The 21,096-nt window shown below is 69.5% G+C and carries 15 protein-coding genes; 10 read left to right on the top strand and 5 right to left on the bottom strand.

What is annotated here, in order from left to right:
- The first annotated feature begins 120 nt into the window (after window positions 1-120).
- Window positions 121-3,465, top strand: coding sequence for a phosphodiester glycosidase family protein (locus ACLJO0_RS34845; protein ID WP_410583525.1), 3,345 nt, complete (start codon window positions 121-123; stop codon window positions 3,463-3,465).
- A gap of 59 nt (window positions 3,466-3,524) precedes the next feature.
- On the opposite strand, the gene ACLJO0_RS34840 is transcribed toward ACLJO0_RS34845, so the two are convergent.
- Entirely contained in the window at window positions 3,525-4,568 is a 1,044-nt protein-coding gene (locus tag ACLJO0_RS34840; RefSeq protein WP_410583311.1) for a M14 family zinc carboxypeptidase, read from the bottom strand.
- A gap of 118 nt (window positions 4,569-4,686) precedes the next feature.
- On the opposite strand from ACLJO0_RS34840, the gene ACLJO0_RS34835 reads away from it, so the two are divergent.
- Genes ACLJO0_RS34835 through ACLJO0_RS34825 form a run of 3 tightly spaced genes read left to right on the top strand, consistent with a single transcriptional unit; the run spans window position 4,687 to window position 7,245 of the window.
- The gene (locus ACLJO0_RS34835) at window positions 4,687-5,601 is read left to right on the top strand and encodes an ABC transporter ATP-binding protein (RefSeq protein ID WP_125786048.1); all 915 of its coding nucleotides are present in this window, start codon (window positions 4,687-4,689) and stop codon (window positions 5,599-5,601) included.
- The gene (locus ACLJO0_RS34830; protein ID WP_125793114.1) at window positions 5,601-6,416 is read left to right on the top strand and encodes an ABC transporter permease; all 816 of its coding nucleotides are present in this window, start codon (window positions 5,601-5,603) and stop codon (window positions 6,414-6,416) included. Before ACLJO0_RS34835 ends, ACLJO0_RS34830 begins: the two co-directional genes overlap by 1 nt.
- Before the next feature lies 1 nt (window position 6,417).
- Complete coding sequence (locus tag ACLJO0_RS34825) at window positions 6,418-7,245, top strand: ABC transporter permease (RefSeq protein WP_125785930.1); 828 nt, start codon at window positions 6,418-6,420, stop codon at window positions 7,243-7,245.
- A 135-nt stretch (window positions 7,246-7,380) separates the two neighbouring features.
- Here ACLJO0_RS34825 and ACLJO0_RS34820 read toward each other — a convergent pair whose 3' ends face one another.
- On the bottom strand, window positions 7,381-8,811 hold the full coding sequence (locus ACLJO0_RS34820; protein ID WP_410583309.1) for a S8 family peptidase: 1,431 nt from the start codon (window positions 8,809-8,811) through the stop codon (window positions 7,381-7,383).
- A 539-nt stretch (window positions 8,812-9,350) separates the two neighbouring features.
- On the opposite strand from ACLJO0_RS34820, the gene ACLJO0_RS34815 reads away from it, so the two are divergent.
- The 5 genes from ACLJO0_RS34815 to proB all read left to right on the top strand — a co-directional run bounded on the left by ACLJO0_RS34815 (window position 9,351) and on the right by proB (window position 15,894).
- On the top strand, window positions 9,351-12,440 hold the full coding sequence (locus ACLJO0_RS34815) for a translation initiation factor IF-2 N-terminal domain-containing protein (protein ID WP_410583307.1): 3,090 nt from the start codon (window positions 9,351-9,353) through the stop codon (window positions 12,438-12,440).
- 169 nt (window positions 12,441-12,609) lie between these two features.
- A complete protein-coding gene (rplU, locus tag ACLJO0_RS34810) occupies window positions 12,610-12,924 on the top strand; it encodes a 50S ribosomal protein L21 (protein ID WP_005158538.1) in 315 nt (104 codons plus the stop codon).
- A 38-nt stretch (window positions 12,925-12,962) separates the two neighbouring features.
- Window positions 12,963-13,220 carry a 50S ribosomal protein L27 gene (gene rpmA, locus ACLJO0_RS34805; protein ID WP_086846674.1) on the top strand — a complete coding sequence of 86 codons (258 nt, stop codon included), beginning with the start codon at window positions 12,963-12,965 and terminating at the stop codon, window positions 13,218-13,220.
- A gap of 110 nt (window positions 13,221-13,330) precedes the next feature.
- On the top strand, window positions 13,331-14,788 hold the full coding sequence (obgE, locus tag ACLJO0_RS34800) for a GTPase ObgE (RefSeq protein WP_410583305.1): 1,458 nt from the start codon (window positions 13,331-13,333) through the stop codon (window positions 14,786-14,788).
- Window positions 14,785-15,894 (top strand): glutamate 5-kinase, encoded by a 1,110-nt coding sequence (gene proB / locus ACLJO0_RS34795; protein WP_125793118.1) that lies wholly within the window; start codon window positions 14,785-14,787, stop codon window positions 15,892-15,894. Before obgE ends, proB begins: the two co-directional genes overlap by 4 nt.
- 49 nt (window positions 15,895-15,943) lie before the next feature.
- Here the strand turns inward: proB and ACLJO0_RS34790 are convergent, their stop codons facing one another.
- The gene (locus ACLJO0_RS34790; protein WP_410583303.1) at window positions 15,944-16,579 is read right to left on the bottom strand and encodes a TetR/AcrR family transcriptional regulator; all 636 of its coding nucleotides are present in this window, start codon (window positions 16,577-16,579) and stop codon (window positions 15,944-15,946) included.
- Between the two features lie 89 nt (window positions 16,580-16,668).
- Here ACLJO0_RS34790 and ACLJO0_RS34785 point away from each other — a divergent pair, with 89 nt between their 5' ends.
- Window positions 16,669-17,943, top strand: coding sequence for an FAD-dependent oxidoreductase (locus tag ACLJO0_RS34785; protein ID WP_410583301.1), 1,275 nt, complete (start codon window positions 16,669-16,671; stop codon window positions 17,941-17,943).
- On the opposite strand, the gene argS is transcribed toward ACLJO0_RS34785, so the two are convergent.
- Window positions 17,938-19,686: an arginine--tRNA ligase gene (gene argS / locus ACLJO0_RS34780; RefSeq protein WP_410583299.1), complete on the bottom strand. Its 1,749-nt coding sequence runs from the start codon at window positions 19,684-19,686 to the stop codon at window positions 17,938-17,940. The genes ACLJO0_RS34785 and argS overlap by 6 nt on opposite strands.
- Window positions 19,687-19,733: 47 nt before the next feature.
- Window positions 19,734-21,020: an MFS transporter gene (locus tag ACLJO0_RS34775; protein ID WP_410583298.1), complete on the bottom strand. Its 1,287-nt coding sequence runs from the start codon at window positions 21,018-21,020 to the stop codon at window positions 19,734-19,736.
- Window positions 21,021-21,096: the final 76 nt, after the last annotated feature.

The following is a 21,096-nucleotide window of genomic DNA, read 5'->3' as shown; positions in this document are numbered from 1 at the left end:
GCCCTACGCCGTTCGGTTCACGTTCACCTCCGGGTCTTCTCCTGGCGGCTCGCGTCCGCTGTGCTGAGCGGAGCTGTCTGTCACTCGATCGTGGGGTATTTCGTGAGAAGATCACGCCTGTTGCTGCTCGCTGCCCTGCTGCCCGGATTGTTCGTCGCCGCTCCGGCGCACGCCGATCCTCTGGCCGCGCCACTCGGCCCCGCACCCATCGAAGCCGCACCCGCGGGCTCCTCGGCGAAGGAGGGGCCGTCCGCGTACGCCGTGGCCGCGCCCGACGACGGTCTCGTCACCACCAGCGCGACTTCGCCCGTCGCGCCGGGCCTGAGCCTGACCGAGTTCGACCGCTACGACCCGGCGGGCTGGATCCGCGGCGACACCCTCGCCGTCGACCTCACCAGCAAGACGCTCAAGCCGACGTATCTCAGCCCTGGCACGGTTTCCGCGCGGACACCGCTTTCGCAGCAGATGTCCAGGGCAGGCGCGGTCGCCGGGGTCAACGGGGACTTCTTCGACATCAACGCCAGCGGCGCGCCGATCGGCGTCGGCATCGACGCCGGGAAACTCCAGACGGCGCCCGCGCGCGGCCACAACCTGACCGCGTCGATCACCGAAGAAGGCAAGGCACGGCTCGCGGAGGTGTTCCTCGACGCGTCGGTCACCCTGCCCGACGGCCGGGTCGCGCCCGCGTCGAACTTCAACAGCCCAGTGCTGAGCGGTGACGCGATCGGCGTCTACACCCCGCTGTGGGGCGCGTCTTCGCGGCGGACCTCGGTCGCCGGAGCCCAGCGTGTCGTCGAAATCGAGGTTTCCGACGGCGTCGTCACCCAGGTGCGTCCGCAGCCCGCGGACGGTCCGATCGCGGCAGGCGCGACGATCCTGCTGGCCCGTGACGGCGGCGTGGACACGTTGTCCGGCTTGAAGACCGGCGACAGGGTGGGCGTCGTGTACGCGCCGAAGAGCGACGCGGGCAAGCTGTCCGTGTCGATCGGCGGAAACAAGGTCCTGGTGCGGGACGGCGCGATCCAGCCGGTCGACAACGTCGCCATGCACCCCCGGACCGCGGTCGGGTTCTCCGCGGACGGCACGAAGATGTGGCTGGCCACGGTCGACGGCCGTCAGGCGGACAGCCGCGGCATGACCGAACTGGAACTCGCCCGCCACCTGAAGTCGCTCGGCGCGGACGACGCGATCAACCTCGACGGTGGCGGCTCGTCGACCATGCTCGCCCGCGAGGAGGGCGAGAAGTCGCCGCTGGTACGCAATGCGCCGTCGGACGGCGGGGAACGCCTGGTGCCCAACGGCATCGGCGTCGCCACCGTGCCGGGAAGCGGGCGCCTGACCGGTTTCTCGCCCCGTCCCGCGCAGGACACCGCCGACGCGACGCGTGTGCTCTCCGGGCTGACGCGGAAACTCGCCGCCGGAGGCCACGACGAGACCGGCGCCGCCGTCGACGGCAAGGTCCAGTGGCTCAGTACGAATCCCGTCCGCGGCACCGTGACCGGCGGCGTGTTCACCGCGCACGCCGACAGGCTCCGCCCGGACGCGCCCGCGAACGTCGACGTCTACGCCAAGCGCGGCGGCGTCATGGGCAAGGCGACGCTGAACGTCCTCGGCTCACCGGTCCGCTTGGGCACGAGCACCGAGCAGGTCGCGTTGTCCGGCGAAGGCGCGAAGAGCACCTTCAAGGTTTTCGGCTACGACGCCGACGGCTACGGCACGTGGATCGAGCCCGACGACGTCAAACTCGACTACGACCCCGCGGTGGTGCGGATCGAACCGTCCGGCGACGGGTTCGCGGTCACCGCGCTGAAGGCCTCGGGTGCTTCGGCGATCACCGCCACCGCCGGCGGGAAGGTGACGCATCTGGCGGCGTCCGTCGGCACGGAATCCCGGGTGGCGGCGTCGTTGGACGGCCCGGCGGGCTGGACCGCCAGCGTCTTCCCCGCCGTCGTCGGCGCCGCGCTTTCCGAGGCACCCGGGCGTGACGGCGGACGCGGCCTCGCACTGGACTACCGGCTGAACGGGACCAACGCCACGCGGGCCGCGTACGTCAACTCGGCGGCACCGGTCGCGTTGCCGCCCGGCACCCAGCGCGTCGGCCTGTGGGTCAACGGCGACGCGAAAGGTGCCTGGCTGCGGGCGGAACTCCGCGACGCCGCCAACGTCCCGTCCGTCGTGGACCTGTCGTTGAGCGTCGACTGGACGGGCTGGCGCTACGTCCGCGCGGCGATCCCGGCGGGGCTTCCCGACGGGCAGCGGCTGACGAAGTTCTATGCCGTCGAAAACGTCCCGGACCAGCAGTACGAGGGACGTTTGGTGTTCGACGACCTCACCTTCGAGGTCGCGCCCGCGGCCGCCGTCCCGGCCGACCCGGCGCCGCGTGACCCGGCGCTGATCATCGACGGCGCCGCGACCGGCGGCCTGCGGATCGCCGTGGTCAGCGACGCGCAGTTCACCGCCGACCAGCCTGATGGCCCGCTGGTCGCCCAGGCCCGGCGCGCGCTGCGCGAGGCGGTGGCGGCGAAACCGGATCTCGTGCTGATCAACGGCGACTTCGTCGACCGCGGCACGGCCGCCGATTTCGTGCTGGCGAAGTCGATCATCGACGAGGAACTGGTCGGCAAGGCACCCTGGTACTACGTTCCCGGCAACCACGAGGCCGACGGCGGGCACGGGCTCGCGGAGTTCCGGGCGGCGTTCGGGGAGACCCACCGCGTCGCCGACGTCGCGGGCATCCGCCTGGTACTGATGGATTCCTCGCGCGGTTCGCTGCGCGCGGGCGGATTCGACCAGGTCCGGATGCTGCGCGAGGCGCTGGACAGTGCGAAGACGGACAGGCGGATCCGCGGCGTGGTCGTCGCGATGCACCATCCGGTCAAGGACCCGAGCCCGGCCGGGAACTCACAACTGGCCGACCGCAAGGAAGCCGCCATGCTGACCGGCTGGCTCACCGCCTTCGAACGCGAATCGGGGAAGCAGACGGCCGCGATCGCCTCGCACGCTGGCGTTTTCAACCTCTCGCGTGTCGACGGCGTGCCGTATCTGGTGAACGGCAACTCCGGGAAGTCACCCGCTGCGGCCCCCGGTGACGGCGGCTTCGTCGGCTGGACGATGGTCCGGTTCGAGCCGGGCGACAAGGCGCAGCCGGTGCGGTTCGAAACGCGGCCGAACGTCGACGCGCTGACGCTGTCCGGGCCCTCGTCGCTGGCGCGCGGGGAGAAGGCGGACGTGCGGGCGGTGGTGACGCAGGGAGCGCGTCAGGTGCCGGTTTCGTATCCGGTCAGCGCGGACTGGAAGGGCGGATGGGGCACGCATGTCGCCGGCGGGTTCGTGCCCGCGATGCCGTGGGATGTCGCGTCGTTCGACCCGGCGACCGGGGTGCTGACCGCGCTGCGGGCGGGGATGGCGAGCCTTTCGGTCACCGTGAACGGGGTGACGCGGAGTCTGTCGGTCACCGTCCGCTAGTGCTATGAAAGGTCCTTTCCTTGCAAAATTTGCAAGGAAAGGACCTTTCATAGCACGCGTCAGGCGGCTTCGTGCCCCTCTTCGACCGTACCCGGCAGTGCCGGACCCCGCGGCGGGATCGCCTCGGCGTCGGCCGGGTCCACCTTCCGCACCGAACCGTCGGCCGCGGTCCGCGCGATCGCGAGCATCGAGGCCAGCGCGTCCTGGATCTGCTGCTGCTCCCGCTCCGGGATGAGGCTCAGTTCGATCAGCACGCTGCCGTTGCCGAGCAGCCCGTACCCGTTGCGCGCGATGCCCTGGTAGTCGCCGCCGGGGTACTGCGAGACATAGCCGCCGTTGCCGTCGATCGACCGCTGCACCACGACCGCGATCTGCTTCGCGAAGTCCACATCGGACGGTTTCACGCCCGGATGCGTCGGCCACATCGTCGAAGCGGTGATCTCCTTGCCGTCGGCGTCCCGGTACCGGCCCTGCATGTGGTAGTCGACCATGATGTCCGGCTTGAACGACGCGTTCCGCCGCTGGATCAGGCCCGCCTCGGTGGCCGGGTTGTCCTCGGGCGCGACGGCCGGGTCGTGGTAGCGGTTGATGTCGTAACCCTTGCCCTTCTCACCGTATTCGGGAGTGGCGGTCGGGTCGTAGTTGTAGCGCCAGTCGCGTTCGTGGCCGTCCGGGTTGGCGCGCACGACGATGTCGACGGTCACCTTCGCGAGCAGTTTCTGCTGCCACGCGCTGTGCCCGACGCCGACCTTGCGCAGGAACTCGAGCGCGGCGGGCGTGCCGAGCGGCTCGTCGCCGTGCTGCTGGGTGACGTACTGGATCCGGGTCTTGCCGTGGCCGACCCTGGCCGCCCACACCGGACGGCCCTCGTTGCTGCGGCCGATCCTGTCCACCCGGATCTTCCCGTGGCTGAGCACGGCCAGCTTGTGCAGTTCGAAGGCCAGCTTGGCGGTGGAGGGCCGCGGGTCGACGGTCCGACCGTCCACAGTGGTCGCTGTGGTCGCACTGGGCGCAGCGGTCTCGGCGGCCTGAGCGGCGGGCGCCACCAGGAGCCCGGCGCTGACAAAAACGGACAACAGGGCGGTTCCGGTCTTGAGCCTCATGGTCGGTGAGTATCGACGAGCCGGGGCCGTCCAACAAGGGTGCCGGTAAACCGGTCGAATTTTGTCGGTGGCAGGTCCTAGGGTGCCAACCGTGGGCGACTCAGAGCACGAACCGGCGATGGTGCAGGCGAAGGCGTTGGTCAAGCGTTTCGGCGATTTCGAGGCCGTACGCGGGATCGATGTCGAGGTCCGGCCGGGGGAGGCGTTCGGCTTCCTCGGGCCCAACGGCGCGGGCAAGTCCTCCACCATGCGGATGATCGCGAGCGTCTCCCCGCGCAGCGACGGCGACCTGCGGGTCCTCGGCATGGATCCGGACGTCGAGGGGCCGAAGATCCGTGCCCGGCTCGGGGTCGTGCCGCAGCAGGACAACCTGGACACCGAGCTCACCGTCCGGCAGAACCTGCAGATCTACGGCCGCTACTTCGGGCTCTCCCGGTCACATGTGCGGAGCAAGGCCGAGGAGCTGATGGAGTTCGCCCAGCTCACCGACCGGGCCAACGCGGAAGTCGATTCGCTCTCCGGCGGGATGAAACGGCGGCTGACCATCGCCCGCTCCCTGGTCAACGACCCGGAACTGCTCCTGCTCGACGAACCGACGACGGGGCTGGACCCGCAGGCCCGCCACCTGTTGTGGGACAGGCTGTTCCGGCTCAAGGCCGGCGGGACCACGCTGATCATCACCACGCACTACATGGACGAGGCGGAGCAGCTCTGCGACAGGCTGGTCGTGATGGACAACGGCCGGATCGCCGCCGAAGGTTCGCCCGCGGATCTGATCAGCCGGTATTCCACGCGCGAGGTCGTGGAGCTGCGCTTCCCGAACGGCGAGCAGGAGGCGGCCGCGAAGCAGATCGAAGGCCTCGCCGAACGCGTCGAGGTGCTGCCGGACCGGGTCCTGCTCTACACGATGACCGGCGAGGCCACCCTCGAACAGGCGCACGCACGCGGGCTGCGTCCCCTGTCGAGCCTGGTCCGCCGCAGTTCGCTGGAGGACGTCTTCCTCCGCCTCACCGGCCGGACGCTGGTCGACTGATGACGACAGCACAGACGAAGGCGTCGACGGGCCGTGTTGTCTCGCGCTGGGCGGGAGCCTGGTTGCGAGTCGAGGGCCATTGGATGTGGTACCGCCGGTACTGGGTGTCCACCTTGTATTCGACGGGTCTCCAGCCGGTGCTGTTCCTGGCCGCGATGGGGCTCGGGTTCGGCTCCCAGGTCCAGGCGGGCGCGGCGACGAGCGGGTTCTCGTACCTCGAGTACGTCGCCCCGGCGCTGCTCGTCGCCGGCGCGGCGCAACTGGCGGTGGGGGAGTCGAGCTATCCCGTGCTGTCGGGGTTCAAGTGGCAAAAGGACTACCTGGCTGTCACCGCCACCCCGATCACCCCGGGGCAGGTGCTCGGCAGCCAGATCATGTGGGTGAGCCTGCGGCTGACCCTGGCGGGCACGATCTACGCCGTCATCGCGGCGCTCTTCGGATCCTGGACCGGTTTCGGCGTCCTCGCCGTCATCCTGATCGGGACGCTCACCGGGATCGCGTGCGGCACCCCGGTGATGGCGCTGGCCGCGACCACCTACGACGAGGGCACCCGGTTCGGCCTGGTGTTCCGGTTCGTCCTGATCCCGATGACGTTGTTCTCCGGCACGTTCTTCCCGATCTCGCAGCTGCCGGATCCGCTGATGTGGATCGCCTGGATCTCCCCGCTGTGGCACGGCAACGAAGCGGCGAGGGCGGTCAGCCTCGGCACCGTCGGCCCGCTCGCCACCCTGGGCCACCTCGCCTTCCTGGTGGTGCTGGCCGGGGCCGGCTGGGCGTTGGCGCACAAGTACTTCTACCGACGGCTGGTGGTCTGAAATGGCAGTGCTCACCGAAGCCCCGCGACGCGGGGTGCTGCTGCGTGTCCTGCCGTCCGCGCTGTACAGCGGCCGGTCGACGGCGGTGCTGGAGCGCACCTTCCTGACGTATTCGCACGCCTGGATGCTGTTCGTGTCCGGCGTCTTCGAGCCGCTGTTCTACTTGATGGCCTTCCAGCTGGGCTTCGGCAAACTCGTCGGCGAGGTCGTCGGGCCCGGCGGACAGGCGATGAGCTACGTCGCCTTCGTCGCGCCCGGCCTGCTCGCGGCGTCGGCGATGAACGGCGCGATCCTCGACTCGACGTACAACCTGTTCTTCAAGCTGAAGTACGCCAAGCTGTACGACGCCATGCTCGCCACCCCGATCGGGCCGCTGGACATCGCGCTCGGCGAGGTCGGCTGGTCGGTGCTGCGCGGCGGGATCTACTCGGCGACCTTCCTCGGCGTGATGACCGTGATGGGGCTGCCCGGATCGTGGTGGGCCCTGCTGATGATCCCGGCGGCACTGCTGATCGCGATGGCGTTCTCGGCCATCGGCATCGTGCTGGTGACCTTCCTGCGGTCGGTCTCGCAGTTCGACTACATCAACCTCGTGCTGATGCCGCTGTTCCTGTTCTCCACCACGTTCTACCCGCTTTCGGTCTACCCCGCGGGAATCCAGTGGATCGTGCAGATCTTCCCGCTGTACCACGGGATCGAGCTGATGCGCGGTCTCTCGGTCGGCGTCCTGTCGTGGGGTATGGCGGGGAACGTGGCGTATCTGCTGGCGCTGGCGGCCGTCGGGATCTACGCGTCCTCGAAGCGGTTCGGCAAGCTCCTGCTGCGCTGACCCCGTACGGACCTGGCGACGCGTGAAGAACTCCGGCCATAGGGGTTCGGCGCCGGGCCATCTGGGTCCCTCAAGGAGGCCTTCACGGACCGTGCCGAACGTAAGGCCACGAGTCCCCGGCCCGCTGACCGGCGCTCAGCGGGCCGGGTTCGAGCTGGATCGTCGCGGCGCCACGGCGGCCAGCGCGTCGACCATGCCGTGCCCGTAGAAGCCGTTGAACCCCGCGTACCCGGTGCAGTACGCGTCCTGAGAGCCGTCACCGGTCAGGTCGTAGTCGGCGGGACACGCGATCGGGGTGGCCTGGCCGTTCAGCGTCCGCCTCAGCTGGCGGGCGCTGTGACCGGGGTGTTCCGAAGCGAGCAACGCCGCGACACCGGCGACGTGCGGCGCCGCCATCGACGTCCCGCACAGCGGTGCGTACCCGCCGGGAACGGTCGAAAGCACGCACCGCCCGGCCTCGCCGCCGGGAGCGGTCACGTCGATCACGCCCAGCCCGTACGAGCTGTAACCGGCCTTGACCCGCTCTTCGCTCACCGACGACACCGTGACGACGTCACGGAGGCCGGCGGGCAGCGCCTGGCAGCCTTCGCTCTGGGTCCGCGCACCCGAGGGCGGCGAGGGCACCAGCGCGACGGCTTCGTTGGTCGCCGCCGCGACGGTGAGCGTGCCCGCCGAGGTCGCGTACTCGACGGCGCGGGCCATGACCTCGTTCACCACGCCCCGTTGATCGTCGTGGGCACACGAGAGCGACCACGGATCGACGAAGTAGCTGCTGTTCGTCACGGCCATGCCCTGTGAGGCTGCCCACATCAGCCCGCAGACGGCGGCCTCCGGGTCGGCGTACCCGCGATCGTCGATCACCTTCACCGAGGCGATCCGCACGCCGGGCGCCACCCCGGTGACGCCTTTGCCGTCGTCGTCGGCGGCGATGATCCCCGCGACGTGGGTGCCGTGCACCGATGTCGTCGCGGCCCAGTTCCGGTCGGGCGCGCCGGTCAGGCAGCCCGCGGACTTGCCGGGATCGAGGGCGCTCGCCAGTTCGGGGTGGGTGGGGTCGACGCCGGAGTCGAGGACGCCGACGACGACGTCCCGGCTGCCCGGCTCCCGCTCACGGGCCTTGTCGGCGCCGATCGCGCGCATGTCCCATTGCTCGCCGGTGCGGTCCGCGGAAGGCACCTGCGCCGGATCCGTCGGTTCGAGTTCGGCGCGCGCGGGCGCCGATCTGGCCGGTGACGTGCCGTTGGCCCGCTGCACGGCCAGCCGTTCCGCCTGCGCGCTGAACGCGGCGGCCGGCCGGACCAGCTCGGCGAAGTCCTTGTCGGCCGAGGTCGCCACGGCCACCGCGATCTGCGGGTAGTAGATCGTCGTGCTGCCGCAGCCGCCGGTGACGGCCGCCCTGGCCTCGGCCTCGGAGGTGCCGCGGTCGAAGGCCACGACGTAACGCAGCGCCCGTCCCTGGGGATGACACGATGGCTCCGCCTCGGCCGTCGCGACAGCGGCGACCGAGCCGCAGAGCACCAAGAAGGCGCACACGGCCGCTCGCAGGGGCCGCCCCAGCAGGGACACCGGACCTCCCACCGGAGAACATCGGACAACGGGGGTCGCCGCGACCTGGGCCTGCCTGGACGTCGGTACCCCCGAGCGGCACGGTAGCCACCCTCGGCCGGGTCGACAAGCTCTTCCGCGAAGTTCGCTCGGCCGGTGGTCGCGGCGCGCCCGGGAGCCGGGTCTGTGGCACCGAGTACACCGGAGTGGGGCCGGGGTGTGGGATACTCACGATGGCCGCTGGCCGACGGGCACACGTGAGAGGTGGCGCTCGCGGTCTCGTGGCCCGGTGGTGTGCTGCACATCCTCCACACGCGTCGCCGCTTGTATGCGGCTCGACGACGTGGCGGGCGGCCCGATGTCGCGAACGTGGCCAGCGCTCCGCCGAGTAGACCTTCAGCCGTATGCGGCGCCCGGACAACCCCGGCGCGCCGTCGCGGTGCCGGGCAAGGATTCCCGCTGCTGGTGACCACCACGGCGGAACGAACAGAAAGGGGCCCCTGCGCGGCCGCGTCGAGCCGGTGTGAGCCAGCCGACGCGCCCGGGGGCGGAGGAGATATATGTCGAACGCGGACACACCCGCCGTCACCGGCGGGAATACCGCCACACCCATCGCAGCCCAGCTGGGCGAACTGCCTCCCCGGATCCGGGTGCACGCGCTGGCGAAGCTGCTGGGATCCAACAGCCGTGAACTGATGGCCAAGCTCGGTGAGCTCGGCGAGACCGTCCGGAGCGCGCAGTCCAGCGTCACTCGCGATGTGGCCTTCAAGCTCGCCGAAGCCCTCGCAGGCGGAGACGAGCCCGAGGCGGCCCCCGCTGCAGAGGCTCCTGCGGTCGAGACACCCGTCGCCGAGACCCCGGCGGCTCCCGAACCCGAGGCGAAGCCCGAGGCCGAGCCGGAGCCCGCGCCGCAGGTGGAAGCCCCTTCGCGGCGTGTTCCGCCCGCGCTGGCCGCCCCGGTGACCCCGGAGCCGCCGCAGACGACGACCCGGCGGTCGAAGGCCGCCGTGCACGTCCCGGTGTTCGCCGCGCCGTCGCCGGTGTTCCTGCCGCCGGAGCCCGTCTCGGCGAAGCCCGTCCGCAAGCCGGAGCCGGCCTTCACCGAAGAGACGGCTTCCGACGAGGACGAGACGCAGAACGACCAGGCCGAGGGCCACGGCACCGACGAGGACGGTGACGACGCCAACGGCCGTCGCCGCCGTCGTCGCGGACGTCGTGGCCGTGGCCGCGGCAAGGGCGGGGACGAGAACTCGGCCGAGTCCGAGAACGAGAACGAGGACGAGCAGCCCGAAGCCCCGCGCGGTCGTCAGCAGCGTGCGAAGGACAAGGAGAAGGCCGCCGAGGCCGAAGAGGCCGCGGCCGAGAACGCCGACGAGGCGTCCGCCGACTCCGATTCGGACAACGACGCCGATTCCGACAACGGCAGCAAGCGCCGCCGTCGCCGTCGCCGCCGCAAGGGCGGGGACGACGACGCCACCGAGGCCACCAGCGACGACCCACCCAACACGGTCGTCCACGTGCGCCAGGCCAAGGCCGCCGCCGAGACCGAGCGTCCCGCCAGGGACGAGGTCCGCAGCGTGCGCGGCTCCACCCGGCTCGAGGCCAAGCGCCAGCGCCGCCGGGACGGCCGCGAGGCGGGCCGTCGTCGCGCGCCGATCCTGTCCGAGGCCGAGTTCCTCGCCCGCCGCGAGTCGGTCGAGCGCACCATGGTCGTCGCCGAGAAGGGCGAGTCCACGCAGATCGGCGTGCTCGAGGACGGTGTCCTGTGCGAGCACTTCGTGACCTCGTCGGGCACCGGCTCGATCGTCGGGAACGTGTACCTCGGCCGCGTGCAGAACGTGCTGCCGTCGATGGAGGCCGCCTTCATCGACATCGGCCGCGGCCGCAACGCCGTGCTCTACGCCGGTGAGGTCGACTGGGACTCCGCCGGTCTCGAGGGCAAGGCCCGCAAGATCGAGCAGGCGCTCTCCAGCGGCGACTCCGTGCTGGTCCAGGTCACCAAGGACCCGGTCGGGCACAAGGGCGCCCGGCTGACCACGCAGATCTCGCTGCCGGGCCGCTTCCTGGTCTACGTGCCCGCGGGCGGTGCCACCGGCATCTCCCGGAAGCTCCCGGAGAACGAGCGCCGCCGCCTGAAGGACATCCTCAAGCGCATCGTCCCCGAGGACGCCGGTGTGATCATCCGCACCGCTTCCGAGGGCATCGCCGAGGAGGAGCTGGACCGTGACGTCCGCCGCCTCAAGGCGCAGTGGGACGTCATCAAGGAGAAGGCCGAAGCCGGCAACGGCGGCAAGAAGAACAGCGCCCCGGTCATGCTCTACGAAGAGCCGGACCTGCTGGTCAAGGTCGTGCGTGACCTGTTCACCGAGGACTTCGCCAAGCTGGAGATCCAGGGCGACAAGGCCTGGAACACCATCTACGACTACGTGCAGCACGTGGCGCCGGATCTGGCCGACCGGGTCAAGCGGTACACGGGCACCGGTTCGGCCTTCGCCGACCACCGGATCGACGAGCAGATCACCAAGGCGCTGGACCGCAAGGTCTGGCTGCCCTCGGGTGGCTACCTGGTCATCGACCGCACCGAGGCGATGACGGTCATCGACGTCAACACCGGCAAGTTCACCGGATCGGGTGGAAACCTCGAGGAGACGGTGACCAGGAACAACCTGGAGTCGGCGGAGGAGATCGTCCGCCAGCTCCGGCTCCGGGACATCGGCGGCATCATCGTCATCGACTTCATCGACATGGTGCTCGAATCGAACCGTGAGCTGGTGCTGCGCCGCCTGACCGAATGCCTCGGCCGCGACCGCACCCGTCACCAGGTCGCCGAGGTCACCTCGCTCGGCCTGGTGCAGATGACCCGCAAGAAGATCGGCACCGGCCTGCTCGAGGCGTTCTCGACGCCGTGTGAGCACTGCAAGGGCCGCGGCGTGGTCGTCTCGACCGAGCCGCAGCGCACCGCCGGCGGTGGCAACGGTCACAGCCACGGCGGCAGTGGCGGCAGCAGCAGTGGCGGTGGCGGTGGCGGCGGCAAGGAGCAGGGCTCCCGCCGGTCCCGCGGTCGCGGCAAGGGTGAGGACCAAGGGCAGAACGAGCCCGCGGCGGCCAAGACCGAGGCTCCGCAGGCCTCCGGGCAGCGTGAGTCGGTGGTTTCGGCGGTCCAGGCCGTGGCCAACGCCGCCAAGGCGGCCAAGGGTGAGCACCCGCACGAGGTCACCGAGAACACCGAAGGCGCCGCGCTCAACGGCCACGCCCCGCAGGCGGCGGAGCAGCCCGCTGAGACGGCGAAGGAAGCTTCGGAGCCCGTTGCCGAGGCGACCGTCGAACAGGCGGCCGAGGCGGCAGCTGAGCCGGTTTCGGAGCGGGTCGTCGAGCCGCCCGCGACCGAACTCGCCGGTGAACCGGTGACGACTCCGGACGACGAGGCTCCGGCCGCGCGGGACGAAGAGATCGCCGTCGTCGGGGAATCGGGCCCGGAGCCCGAAGCTCCCGAGGTTCCGGTGACTCCTGAGAACGTTGTGACACCAGAGGTTTCCGAGTCCGAGGTGGACGTTCCGGCCCCGGCCGGTCCCGCCACCACTCGCCGTCGTCCGCGACGGGCGGCCTCGCGGCCGGCCGGTCCGCCGGTCAAGGCGTCGGAAAAGAGCTAGTGAACACCTAGGGGCACCCCGGTGTGATCGCACCGGGGAGCCCCACGTAACCTGTAGAACGGCCCGCCACCTAGAGCGGGCACCTTGCGCAGCATCTGGACCACCGAGACTTTCCTGGTGGGCCGATCACGCAAGCCCCCACCCGTTGTCGAGTAAGCAGGAGACTTCCGTGTCGGCGTACGCGATCGTCAAGACTGGCGGCAAGCAGTACAAGGTGGCCGTCGGCGACGTCGTCGAGGTCGAGAAGCTCGAAGGCGAGCCGGGTACCGAGCACACCTTCCCCGCAGTCCTTTTTGTGGACGGTGGCGACGTCACCACGGACGCCGACGCACTGGCGAAGGTCTCGGTCACCGGCAAGGTCGTCGAGCAGACCAAGGGTCCGAAGATCCGGATCCACAAGTTCAAGAACAAGACCGGCTACCACAAGCGCCAGGGTCACCGGCAGAAGCTGACCCGCGTCGAGGTCACCGGCATCTCCAAGTAGGACTTTCTCCGGATCTTCGTCAGAAAGAGGACTGAGCCATGGCTCACAAGAAGGGTGCGTCCAGCTCCCGCAACGGTCGCGATTCGAACGCGCAGCGACTGGGCGTCAAGCGTTTCGGTGGTCAGGAAGTCAACGCGGGCGAGATCTTGATCCGCCAGCGTGGCACCAAGTTCCACCCCGGCGTGAACGTCGGACGTGGCGGCGACGACACGCTGTTCGCCCTGGCCGCCGGTGCGGTCCAGTTCGGCGAGAAGCGTGGCCGCAAGACGGTCAACATCGTGCCGTCCGAAGCCTGAGTTTCGGCTTCAAGCTAGACCTCTGACGAGGGGTGGGCCGGAATATCCGGGCCCACCCCTCGTTTGTTTTGTGTATCCCCTTTTCTTTCGCGAGTGAATAGAGGCAAGTCATGGCGTCCCGGTTCGTGGACCGTGCGGTGATCCATCTGGCCGCCGGTGACGGTGGGAACGGCTGCGCCTCGGTGCACCGCGAAAAGTTCAAACCCCTCGGCGGCCCGGACGGCGGCAACGGCGGCAACGGCGGCGACGTCCTGCTGATCGTCGACCCGAACGTCCACACGCTGCTCGACTTCCACTTCCGTCCACACGCCCGCGCCGGCAACGGCAAGCTGGGCCAGGGCGGCAACCGCGCCGGTGCGGCGGGGGAGACGCTGGAGATGCGGGTCCCGTCCGGCACCGTCGTGATGACGGAGGACGGCGAGATCCTGGCCGACCTGGTCGGCCCCGGCACCACCTTCGTCGCCGCGCAAGGCGGCCGTGGCGGTCTCGGGAACGCGGCGCTGGCCTCCAAGGCCCGCCGGGCGCCCGGGTTCGCGCTGCTCGGCGAGCCGGGGGAAGCCCGCGACCTCGTCCTGGAACTGCGTTCGGTCGCCGACGTCGGCCTGCTCGGCTTCCCGTCCGCGGGCAAATCGTCGCTGATCTCGGTGCTGTCCGCGGCCAAGCCGAAGATCGCCGACTACCCGTTCACCACCCTGGTGCCGAACCTGGGCGTGATCACCGCCGGGTCGACCGTGTTCACCATGGCCGACGTGCCGGGCCTGATCCCTGGTGCGAGCGAGGGCAAGGGCCTCGGCCTCGACTTCTTGCGCCACATCGAACGCTGCGCGGTGCTGGTGCACGTCATCGACTGCGCGACCTTGGAGCCCGGACGCGACCCACTGTCCGATATGGACGCTCTCGAAGAGGAACTCGCCCGCTACACCCCGAGTCTCGGCGGCAACCTCGCCGACCGGCCCCGCGTGGTGGTGCTCAACAAGATCGACGTCCCGGAGGCCGCCGAACTCGCGGAGTTCGTGCGCCCCGACCTGGAAGCCCGCGGGCTCAGTGTGTACGAGATCTCCACGGCGACGCGGCAGGGGCTCAAGGAACTGACCTACGCGCTCGCCGCCGTGGTCGAGAAGTACCGCGCCGACCAGCCCGTCCCGGAGCCGGCGAAGGTCGTGCTGCGCCCGATGGCGGTCGACGACGCGGGCTTCACCGTCGAGCACGACCCGGAGGAGGAAGGCGCCTTCATCGTCCGGGGTGTCCGTCCCGAGCGGTGGATCCGCCAGACGAGCTTCGGCAACGACGAGGCCGTCGGCTACCTCGCGGACCGGTTGCAGCGGCTCGGCGTCGAGGAGGCGCTGGCTCGCAAGGGCGCCGTACCGGGGAGCCCGGTCACCATCGGCGACGTCCAGTTCGAGTGGGAGCCGTCGACCCCGGCGGGCGTCGCGGTGCACCTTTCGGGCCGCGGCACGGACGTGCGGCTGGAGAACACCGACCGGATCGGTGCCGCCGAGCGCAAGGAAGCCCGCCGGATCCGTCGTGACGGCCCGGACGGTGTCGAAGACGAGATGGACGACGAGTGAGCTCGACCCGTGGTGCGATCGCCGACGCGAAGCGGGTGGTCGTCAAGGTCGGTTCCTCCGCGCTGACCACCGCCGGCGACGGTCTCGACGTGGCCAGGCTGGACGCGCTGGTCGACGCGATCGCCGACCGGGTGTCCCGCGGCACGCAGATCGTGCTGGTGTCCTCGGGGGCGATCGGCGCGGGACTCGCGCCGCTCGCGCTCGGAAAACGACCGCGTGACCTCGCCACCCAGCAGGCCGCTGCCAGCGTCGGCCAGCTCGCGCTGGCCCATGCCTACGCCGAGTCGTTCGGCCGGTTTTCCCTGACCGTCGGCCAGGTCCTGCTGACCTCGGACGACGTCGTGCGCCGTGCGCACTACCGCAACGCGCAGAACACGTTCACCCGGCTGCTGGCCCTCGGCGCGGTGCCCGTGGTCAACGAGAACGACACCGTGGCCACCGAAGAAATCCGCTTCGGCGACAACGACCGGCTGGCCGCGCTGGTGGCCCACCTCATCGGCGCCGACGCCCTGGTCCTCTTGTCCGATGTGGACGGTCTGTACGACGGGGATCCGCGTGACGGCGCGACTCGCAAGATCGCCGAGGTCGCCGGAGACTCCGATGTGGACGGCATCACCGTCGGCATGTCGAGCTCCGGGCTCGGTACCGGAGGAATGGTCTCGAAGCTCGCCGCGGCCCGCACCGCCGCGGGCGCCGGGATCCCGGTCCTGCTCGCCGCCGCTTCCGAGGCCGCGCGCGCCCTCACGACCGCCGAGGTCGGCACGGCGTTCGCCGCCGCGGACTCCCGGCTGTCGGCCCGTCGTTTCTGGCTGGGCTACGCCGCGGGCGCGTCCGGGAAACTGCACCTCGACGATGGCGCGGTCGCGGCCGTCGTCCGTCGTCGCCGCTCGCTGCTCGCCGCCGGGATCACCGGCGTCGACGGCGACTTCCAGGCGGGCGACGTCGTCGACCTGGTCGACACCCGGCAGCGGACCGTGGCGCGCGGTGTCGTGGCCTTCGACGCGGGCGAACTGCCCGACCTCATCGGCCGCTCCAGCCATGACCTCCCCGCCGAACAGCGACGCGAGGTCGTCCACGCGGACGACCTCGTCCCCCTTCGTCGCTAGGGCACCCAGGCCCCACCGAAAGGTCCGCGCGAACAGCAGGGGACCTTTGCTATCGCTTCCCCGGATCGGCGAGGTGGCCGACGAGCCGTGCCAGCTGTTCGCCGTACGCCTCGGCGAACTCGGCCGAGTCGGGCTCCTGGCCCGAGACGGCGCGCACGATCCGGGGCAGGGCCAGCGCGGCACTGGACGCGGCCATGAAGATCACCAGCAAGAACGCCGGATCGAGGTCGGCGGGAAAGTCGCCCGCGGTTTGGCGGGCCCGGACGTACTCGACCTGTCGTCGGAGGAATTCGCGCTGGTCTTCGACGCCGATCGCGCCCGGGGCACCGTCGGTCAAGTTCTCCCAAAGGAACAGTTTGGCGAGATCGTGGTCCCGGACCCCTGACTGCACGAAGAACCGGACCACTTCGGCGAACGGCCTGTCGTGGTCGGCGACCGCGGCGTAGCCGTCGTACATCGTCGCGGTCAGTGCGTTGTACAGCCCTTCCTTGCCGCCGAAGTAGTACGAGATCAGCTGCTTGTTCACCCCCGCCTTCGCGGCGATCTCGCTGACTCGTGCCGCGGCGTAACCCTTCGCGCCGAACTCGGCCTTCGCCGCCTCCAAGAGCTGCGTCTTGGTGCGCTCGGGGTCGCGTTGGCGTTCGACGGGGGCGCGGCGTGGGCTGCGCGAGACGGCTTCGGACATGGGGTCACCTTAGCCGCTGACTCTTTCAAACGTATGGTTGACTTAATTATCCGTCTGGTTGATAGTGGACGGCGGAGAGAGGAGAACCCATGGCCACGAGAATCGCGATCATCGGCGGCGGAACGGGCGGGCTCTGCCTGGCGCACGGGCTGCGCAAGGCGGGAATCGACGTGTCCGTCCACGAGCGCAGCCGCACCCGGACCGAACGCCTGCAGGGCTATCGCGTGCACATCAACCCGCACGGCTCGGCCGCACTGCACGAATGCCTGCCGCCCGAACTCTGGGAACGGTTCCTGGCCACCGTCGGCACCACGAGCGGTCCGTTCACCTTCGTGACCGAGCGGTTGCGGGAGCTGATGGTGATCGACAGCGAACTCACGTCGAGCCCCGATCCCGCGTCGAACCACCATTCGGTCAGCCGGATCAGCCTGCACCAGGTGCTGTCCGACGGGCTCGACGGAGTTCTGCACCACGGCAAGGAGTTCGTCGGCTACCGTCGCGAGGGCGAGGTGGTCGTCTGCGAGTTCGCCGACGGCAGCACGGGCGAGGCCGACCTGGTCATCGGCGCCGACGGGGCCAACTCCAGGGTTCGCGGACAGCTCCTGCCCGAAGCCGGCCGGGTGGACACCGGGATCGTCGCCATCGCGGGCAAGCATCCGCTGAACGACGAGACCCGCAAGCGTTTGCCTTCCCGGCTCACCGACGGCCCGAGCATGGTGATGCCGCGAACCGGCGCGGGACTGTTCAGTGCGCCGCACGAGCTGACCGACGCTTCGTCGGTCAACGACGAGACCGCCGACCACGACCCCGTCCTGTTCGACAACACCGCGAGCTACATCATGTGGGCGTTCGCGGCGGACAACGGGCGTTATCCCGCGAATCTGTCCTCATTGGACGGTGAAGCGCTGCGGGCCTTGGTGCTGGACCTGATCGACGGCTGGGATCCCGCGTTGAAGGAACTGGTCGCCGGCTCGCCCGGAGGGACCGTGTCCCGGCTGCCGATCTTCACCTCGAAGCCCGTCGAGCCATGGCCGACGAGCAACGTCACCTTGCTCGGCGACGCGATCCACAGCATGACCCCGTTCCGCGGCATCGGCGCGAACACCGCGCTCCGGGACGCGCAGCTGTTGTGCCGCAACCTCATCGAAGCGAGGAAGACCGGCGCGCTGCTTCCCGCGATCGCCGACTACGAGCGGCGAATGCGCGACTACGGCTTCGCGGCGGTGCGCGACTCGGAACGCAGTGCCCGTCAGTTCGTTTCGGAGAACCGGGCGGGCCGCACGATGGCGCGAGGGATGTTCCGCTTCTTCCAGGCAGTCCCTCCGTTGAAGCGCAAGGTCTTCAGCGACCACGGCGACTCATAGCCGGGCAGGGGTGGAGATGCCCAGCAGGGACAAACCCAGCGTCAAGGTCTTCGACGTGAGTTCGGCCAGCAGCAGACGAGAGTCGCGGACGCCATCACCTTCCGCGTCCAGAACCGGGCACAGTTCGTAGAACCGCGAGAACACGACGGCGGTTTCGTACAGGTAGGTGCACAGCTTGTGGGGGAGATGCCCGGCGGTCGCCGCGCCGACCGCCTCGGGGAAGCGGATAAGGGCGAGCGCCAGTGCCCGTTCCGCGGGATGGCCGAGCAGGATCCGCACTCCGGTGAGGTCCTGATCCGCCCTCGCCAGCACGGAACGGATCCGTGCATTGGCGTACTGCAGGTAGACCGACGTGTTCCCGTTCTTGGAGAGCATGCGTTCCCAGGAGAAGACGTAGTCACGCTCGCGATCGCCGGAAAGATCCGCGTACTTGAGCGCGCCGATCCCGACCGCCCTGGCGACCTCTTCCCGGACCTCGGGGGAGAGGTCGCCTCGGCCCTCGATCACCTCGGCGGCATGGGAAACCGCCTCGGTGAGCAGATCGAAAAGACGGACCGATTCACCCGCGCGGGTCTTCATGGCACGGCCGTCCTCGCCAAGCACCGAGCCGAACCCGATGTGCTCGGCCCGATGTTCCTCACGGAGCCAGCCGGCGGCCCGGCAGACGGCGAACACCATCGCGAAGTGCTGTGCTTGCGGCGTTCCGACGACGTAGAGCAGATCGGTGACACCGCGTTGTTCCGTCCAGTAGCGCAGGGTCGCGAGGTCGGTGGCGGCATAGCCGTAACCGCCGTCCCGCTTCCGCACGATGAGCGGCAGCGGCTCGCCTTCCCGGTTGCGGAAACCGTCGGGAAAGACGCAGACGGCGCCATCGCTGATCTCGGTCAACCCGGCGGTGGTCAGATCGTCCACGACCGCGGCGAGAAACGGGTCGTAGAAGCTCTCGCCGTAGATGTCCTCGCTCGACAGGCCGATCCCGAGGAGTTCGTAGACCTGGCTGAAATGCCGGGTCGACTCGTCGACCAGACGCCGCCACAGCGACAAGGTCTCGTCGTCGCCGCCTTGAAGCAGCACCACACGTTCCCGTGACCGGGTCGCGAAGTCCTCGTCGGTTTCGAACTTCGACCGGGCGGCCCGATAGAAGCCGTTGAGATCTCCGATCGTGTAAGGACCTGACGGACGTTCGTCGAGCAGGTGCTCGATCAGCATGCCGAACGGAGTGCCCCAATCGCCGAGATGGTTGTGCGGGATCACTTCGTGCCCGGCGAACCGCGACAGCCGCGTGATGGCGTCACCGATGACGCTCGACCGCAGATGCCCGGCGTGCATTTCCTTCGCCACGTTCGGGCTGCTGTAGTCGATGGCGATCCGCCGCGGTCGCGGCGTCACCGCGACGCCCAGCCGTTGGTCACCGTTGAGCGCAGTCGTCCGCTCTGCCAGCCAGGACGAGCGCAGCGTGAAGTTGAGAAAGCCCGGCCCCGCGACCTCCGGCGGCTCGGCGATATCGGCGACGTCGAGCCGTGCCGCGATGTCGGCGGCGATCTCCCTCGGCGGCTTGCCGAGCCGTTTGCCCAGACTCATCGCCAGATCGCACTGATAGTCGACCCCGCTCTGCGAGGAGACCCGCACCAGTGCGGACGGTGGCTCGATATCGGTGACGTGACGGAGGGCTTCCACCACGCGTCGCGCCAATTCCTCGCTCACATCGCCGAACAACACGGTGCCCTCCTTCGCGCTCGTCATAGGAGCGCGAGGGTAGCCACCTCGTCACGTTGTCTGCGACGGAGTTTTCAGCGCAGGTCGCTGCCCTTGGTCTCCGGCAGGGTCCGGATGACGAAGAACGCGATCGCCGCTCCGACGGCCACGTACCAGAAGAACAACGTCGACAACCCGGCGTCGGACAGCGCGGTGAGCACCAGGGGAGCGGTGCCGCCGAACAGCGCGACGGTCAGGTTGTACCAGGCGCCGATGCCCAGCCCGCGTAGTTCGGTGGGGAACAGTTCGCTCATGATCGCGGGCGCGATGGACGTCATCGCCGTGTACAGGCAGAGCCCGACGCAGAACACGACCAACAGCCCCGGCAGCCCCGGCCGGACCAAAGTGGACAGTGGGACGATGAGGATCGCGGTCGCCGCCGACCAGAAGAGCAGCTGTGGTTTCCGGCCGAAGCGGTCCGACAACGCGCCCATCGGGTATTGAAGCGCGACGAACAACGCCGTCGCGATCGACAAAGCGAGGAACACGTCGACGTCGTCGGCCTTGCGGGTCTTGACCGCGAACGAGGTCAGGGCGCTGAAGAACGTGTAGTAGCAAAGGGTCGAGAGCATCGAGAAACCGACGAGCTGCACGACGGCCCGAGGGTGCTCGCGAAGAGTGGTGCGCAGGGGCCGTTCGACCCGGCGCGCCGTCGACTTCTTCGCCTCGAAGATCTCGGTCTCGGCGAGACTACGCCGGAGCCACAGGCCGATGATGCCGAGAACACCGCCGAGCAGGAACGGGATCCGCCAGCCGTACGCGGTCAGATCCGCCTTGGACATCGTCCGCGCGAGTACGAACCCGAGGATCGAGGCGAGCAGGACGGCGGAACCGGTCGAGATGTAGAAGAAGGCGGAGTACCGCCCGCGTCGGGTGGGCGGGGCGATCTCACCCAGGTACGCCGAAGCATTGGAGACCTCGCCGCCGAGCGACAATCCCTGCGCCACCCTCGCCAGCAGCAACAGGATCGGGGCCAGCCAGCCGACCTGGTCGAACGTCGGCAGCAGGCCGATCGCCACCGAACCGCCCGCCATCAGCACGATGGTCAGGATCATCGCGGGCTTCCGGCCTCTGACATCGGCGAAGCGGCCGAGCAACATCCCGCCGAGCGGCCGGAAGAAGAACGCCAGCGCGTACGTGGCGAAGGTGTTGATCAACGCGAGGGCTTCGTTGCCCTTGGGGAAGAACTCGCTGGCGAAGTAGATGCTGAAGGTCGCGTAGATGGTCCAGTCGAACCATTCCAGCGCGTTCCCGACACTGGCGGCGAACAGTTTCTTCACCGGCAGCCGATGCTCTAGCCGCTCCGTCGTCGCATCCGCCATCGGCACCTCCGTACTCGCGCGTGGACGGAACCTTGCCAGAAAGTTCCCGCGCGGGAAAGAACCTGTCGAATGCCGG

Origin of the sequence: Amycolatopsis sp. lyj-108 (genome assembly GCF_046549005.1) — a bacterium.
Lineage (GTDB): Bacteria > Actinomycetota > Actinomycetes > Mycobacteriales > Pseudonocardiaceae > Amycolatopsis.
This window is presented reverse-complemented; position numbering and strand designations above follow the sequence as displayed.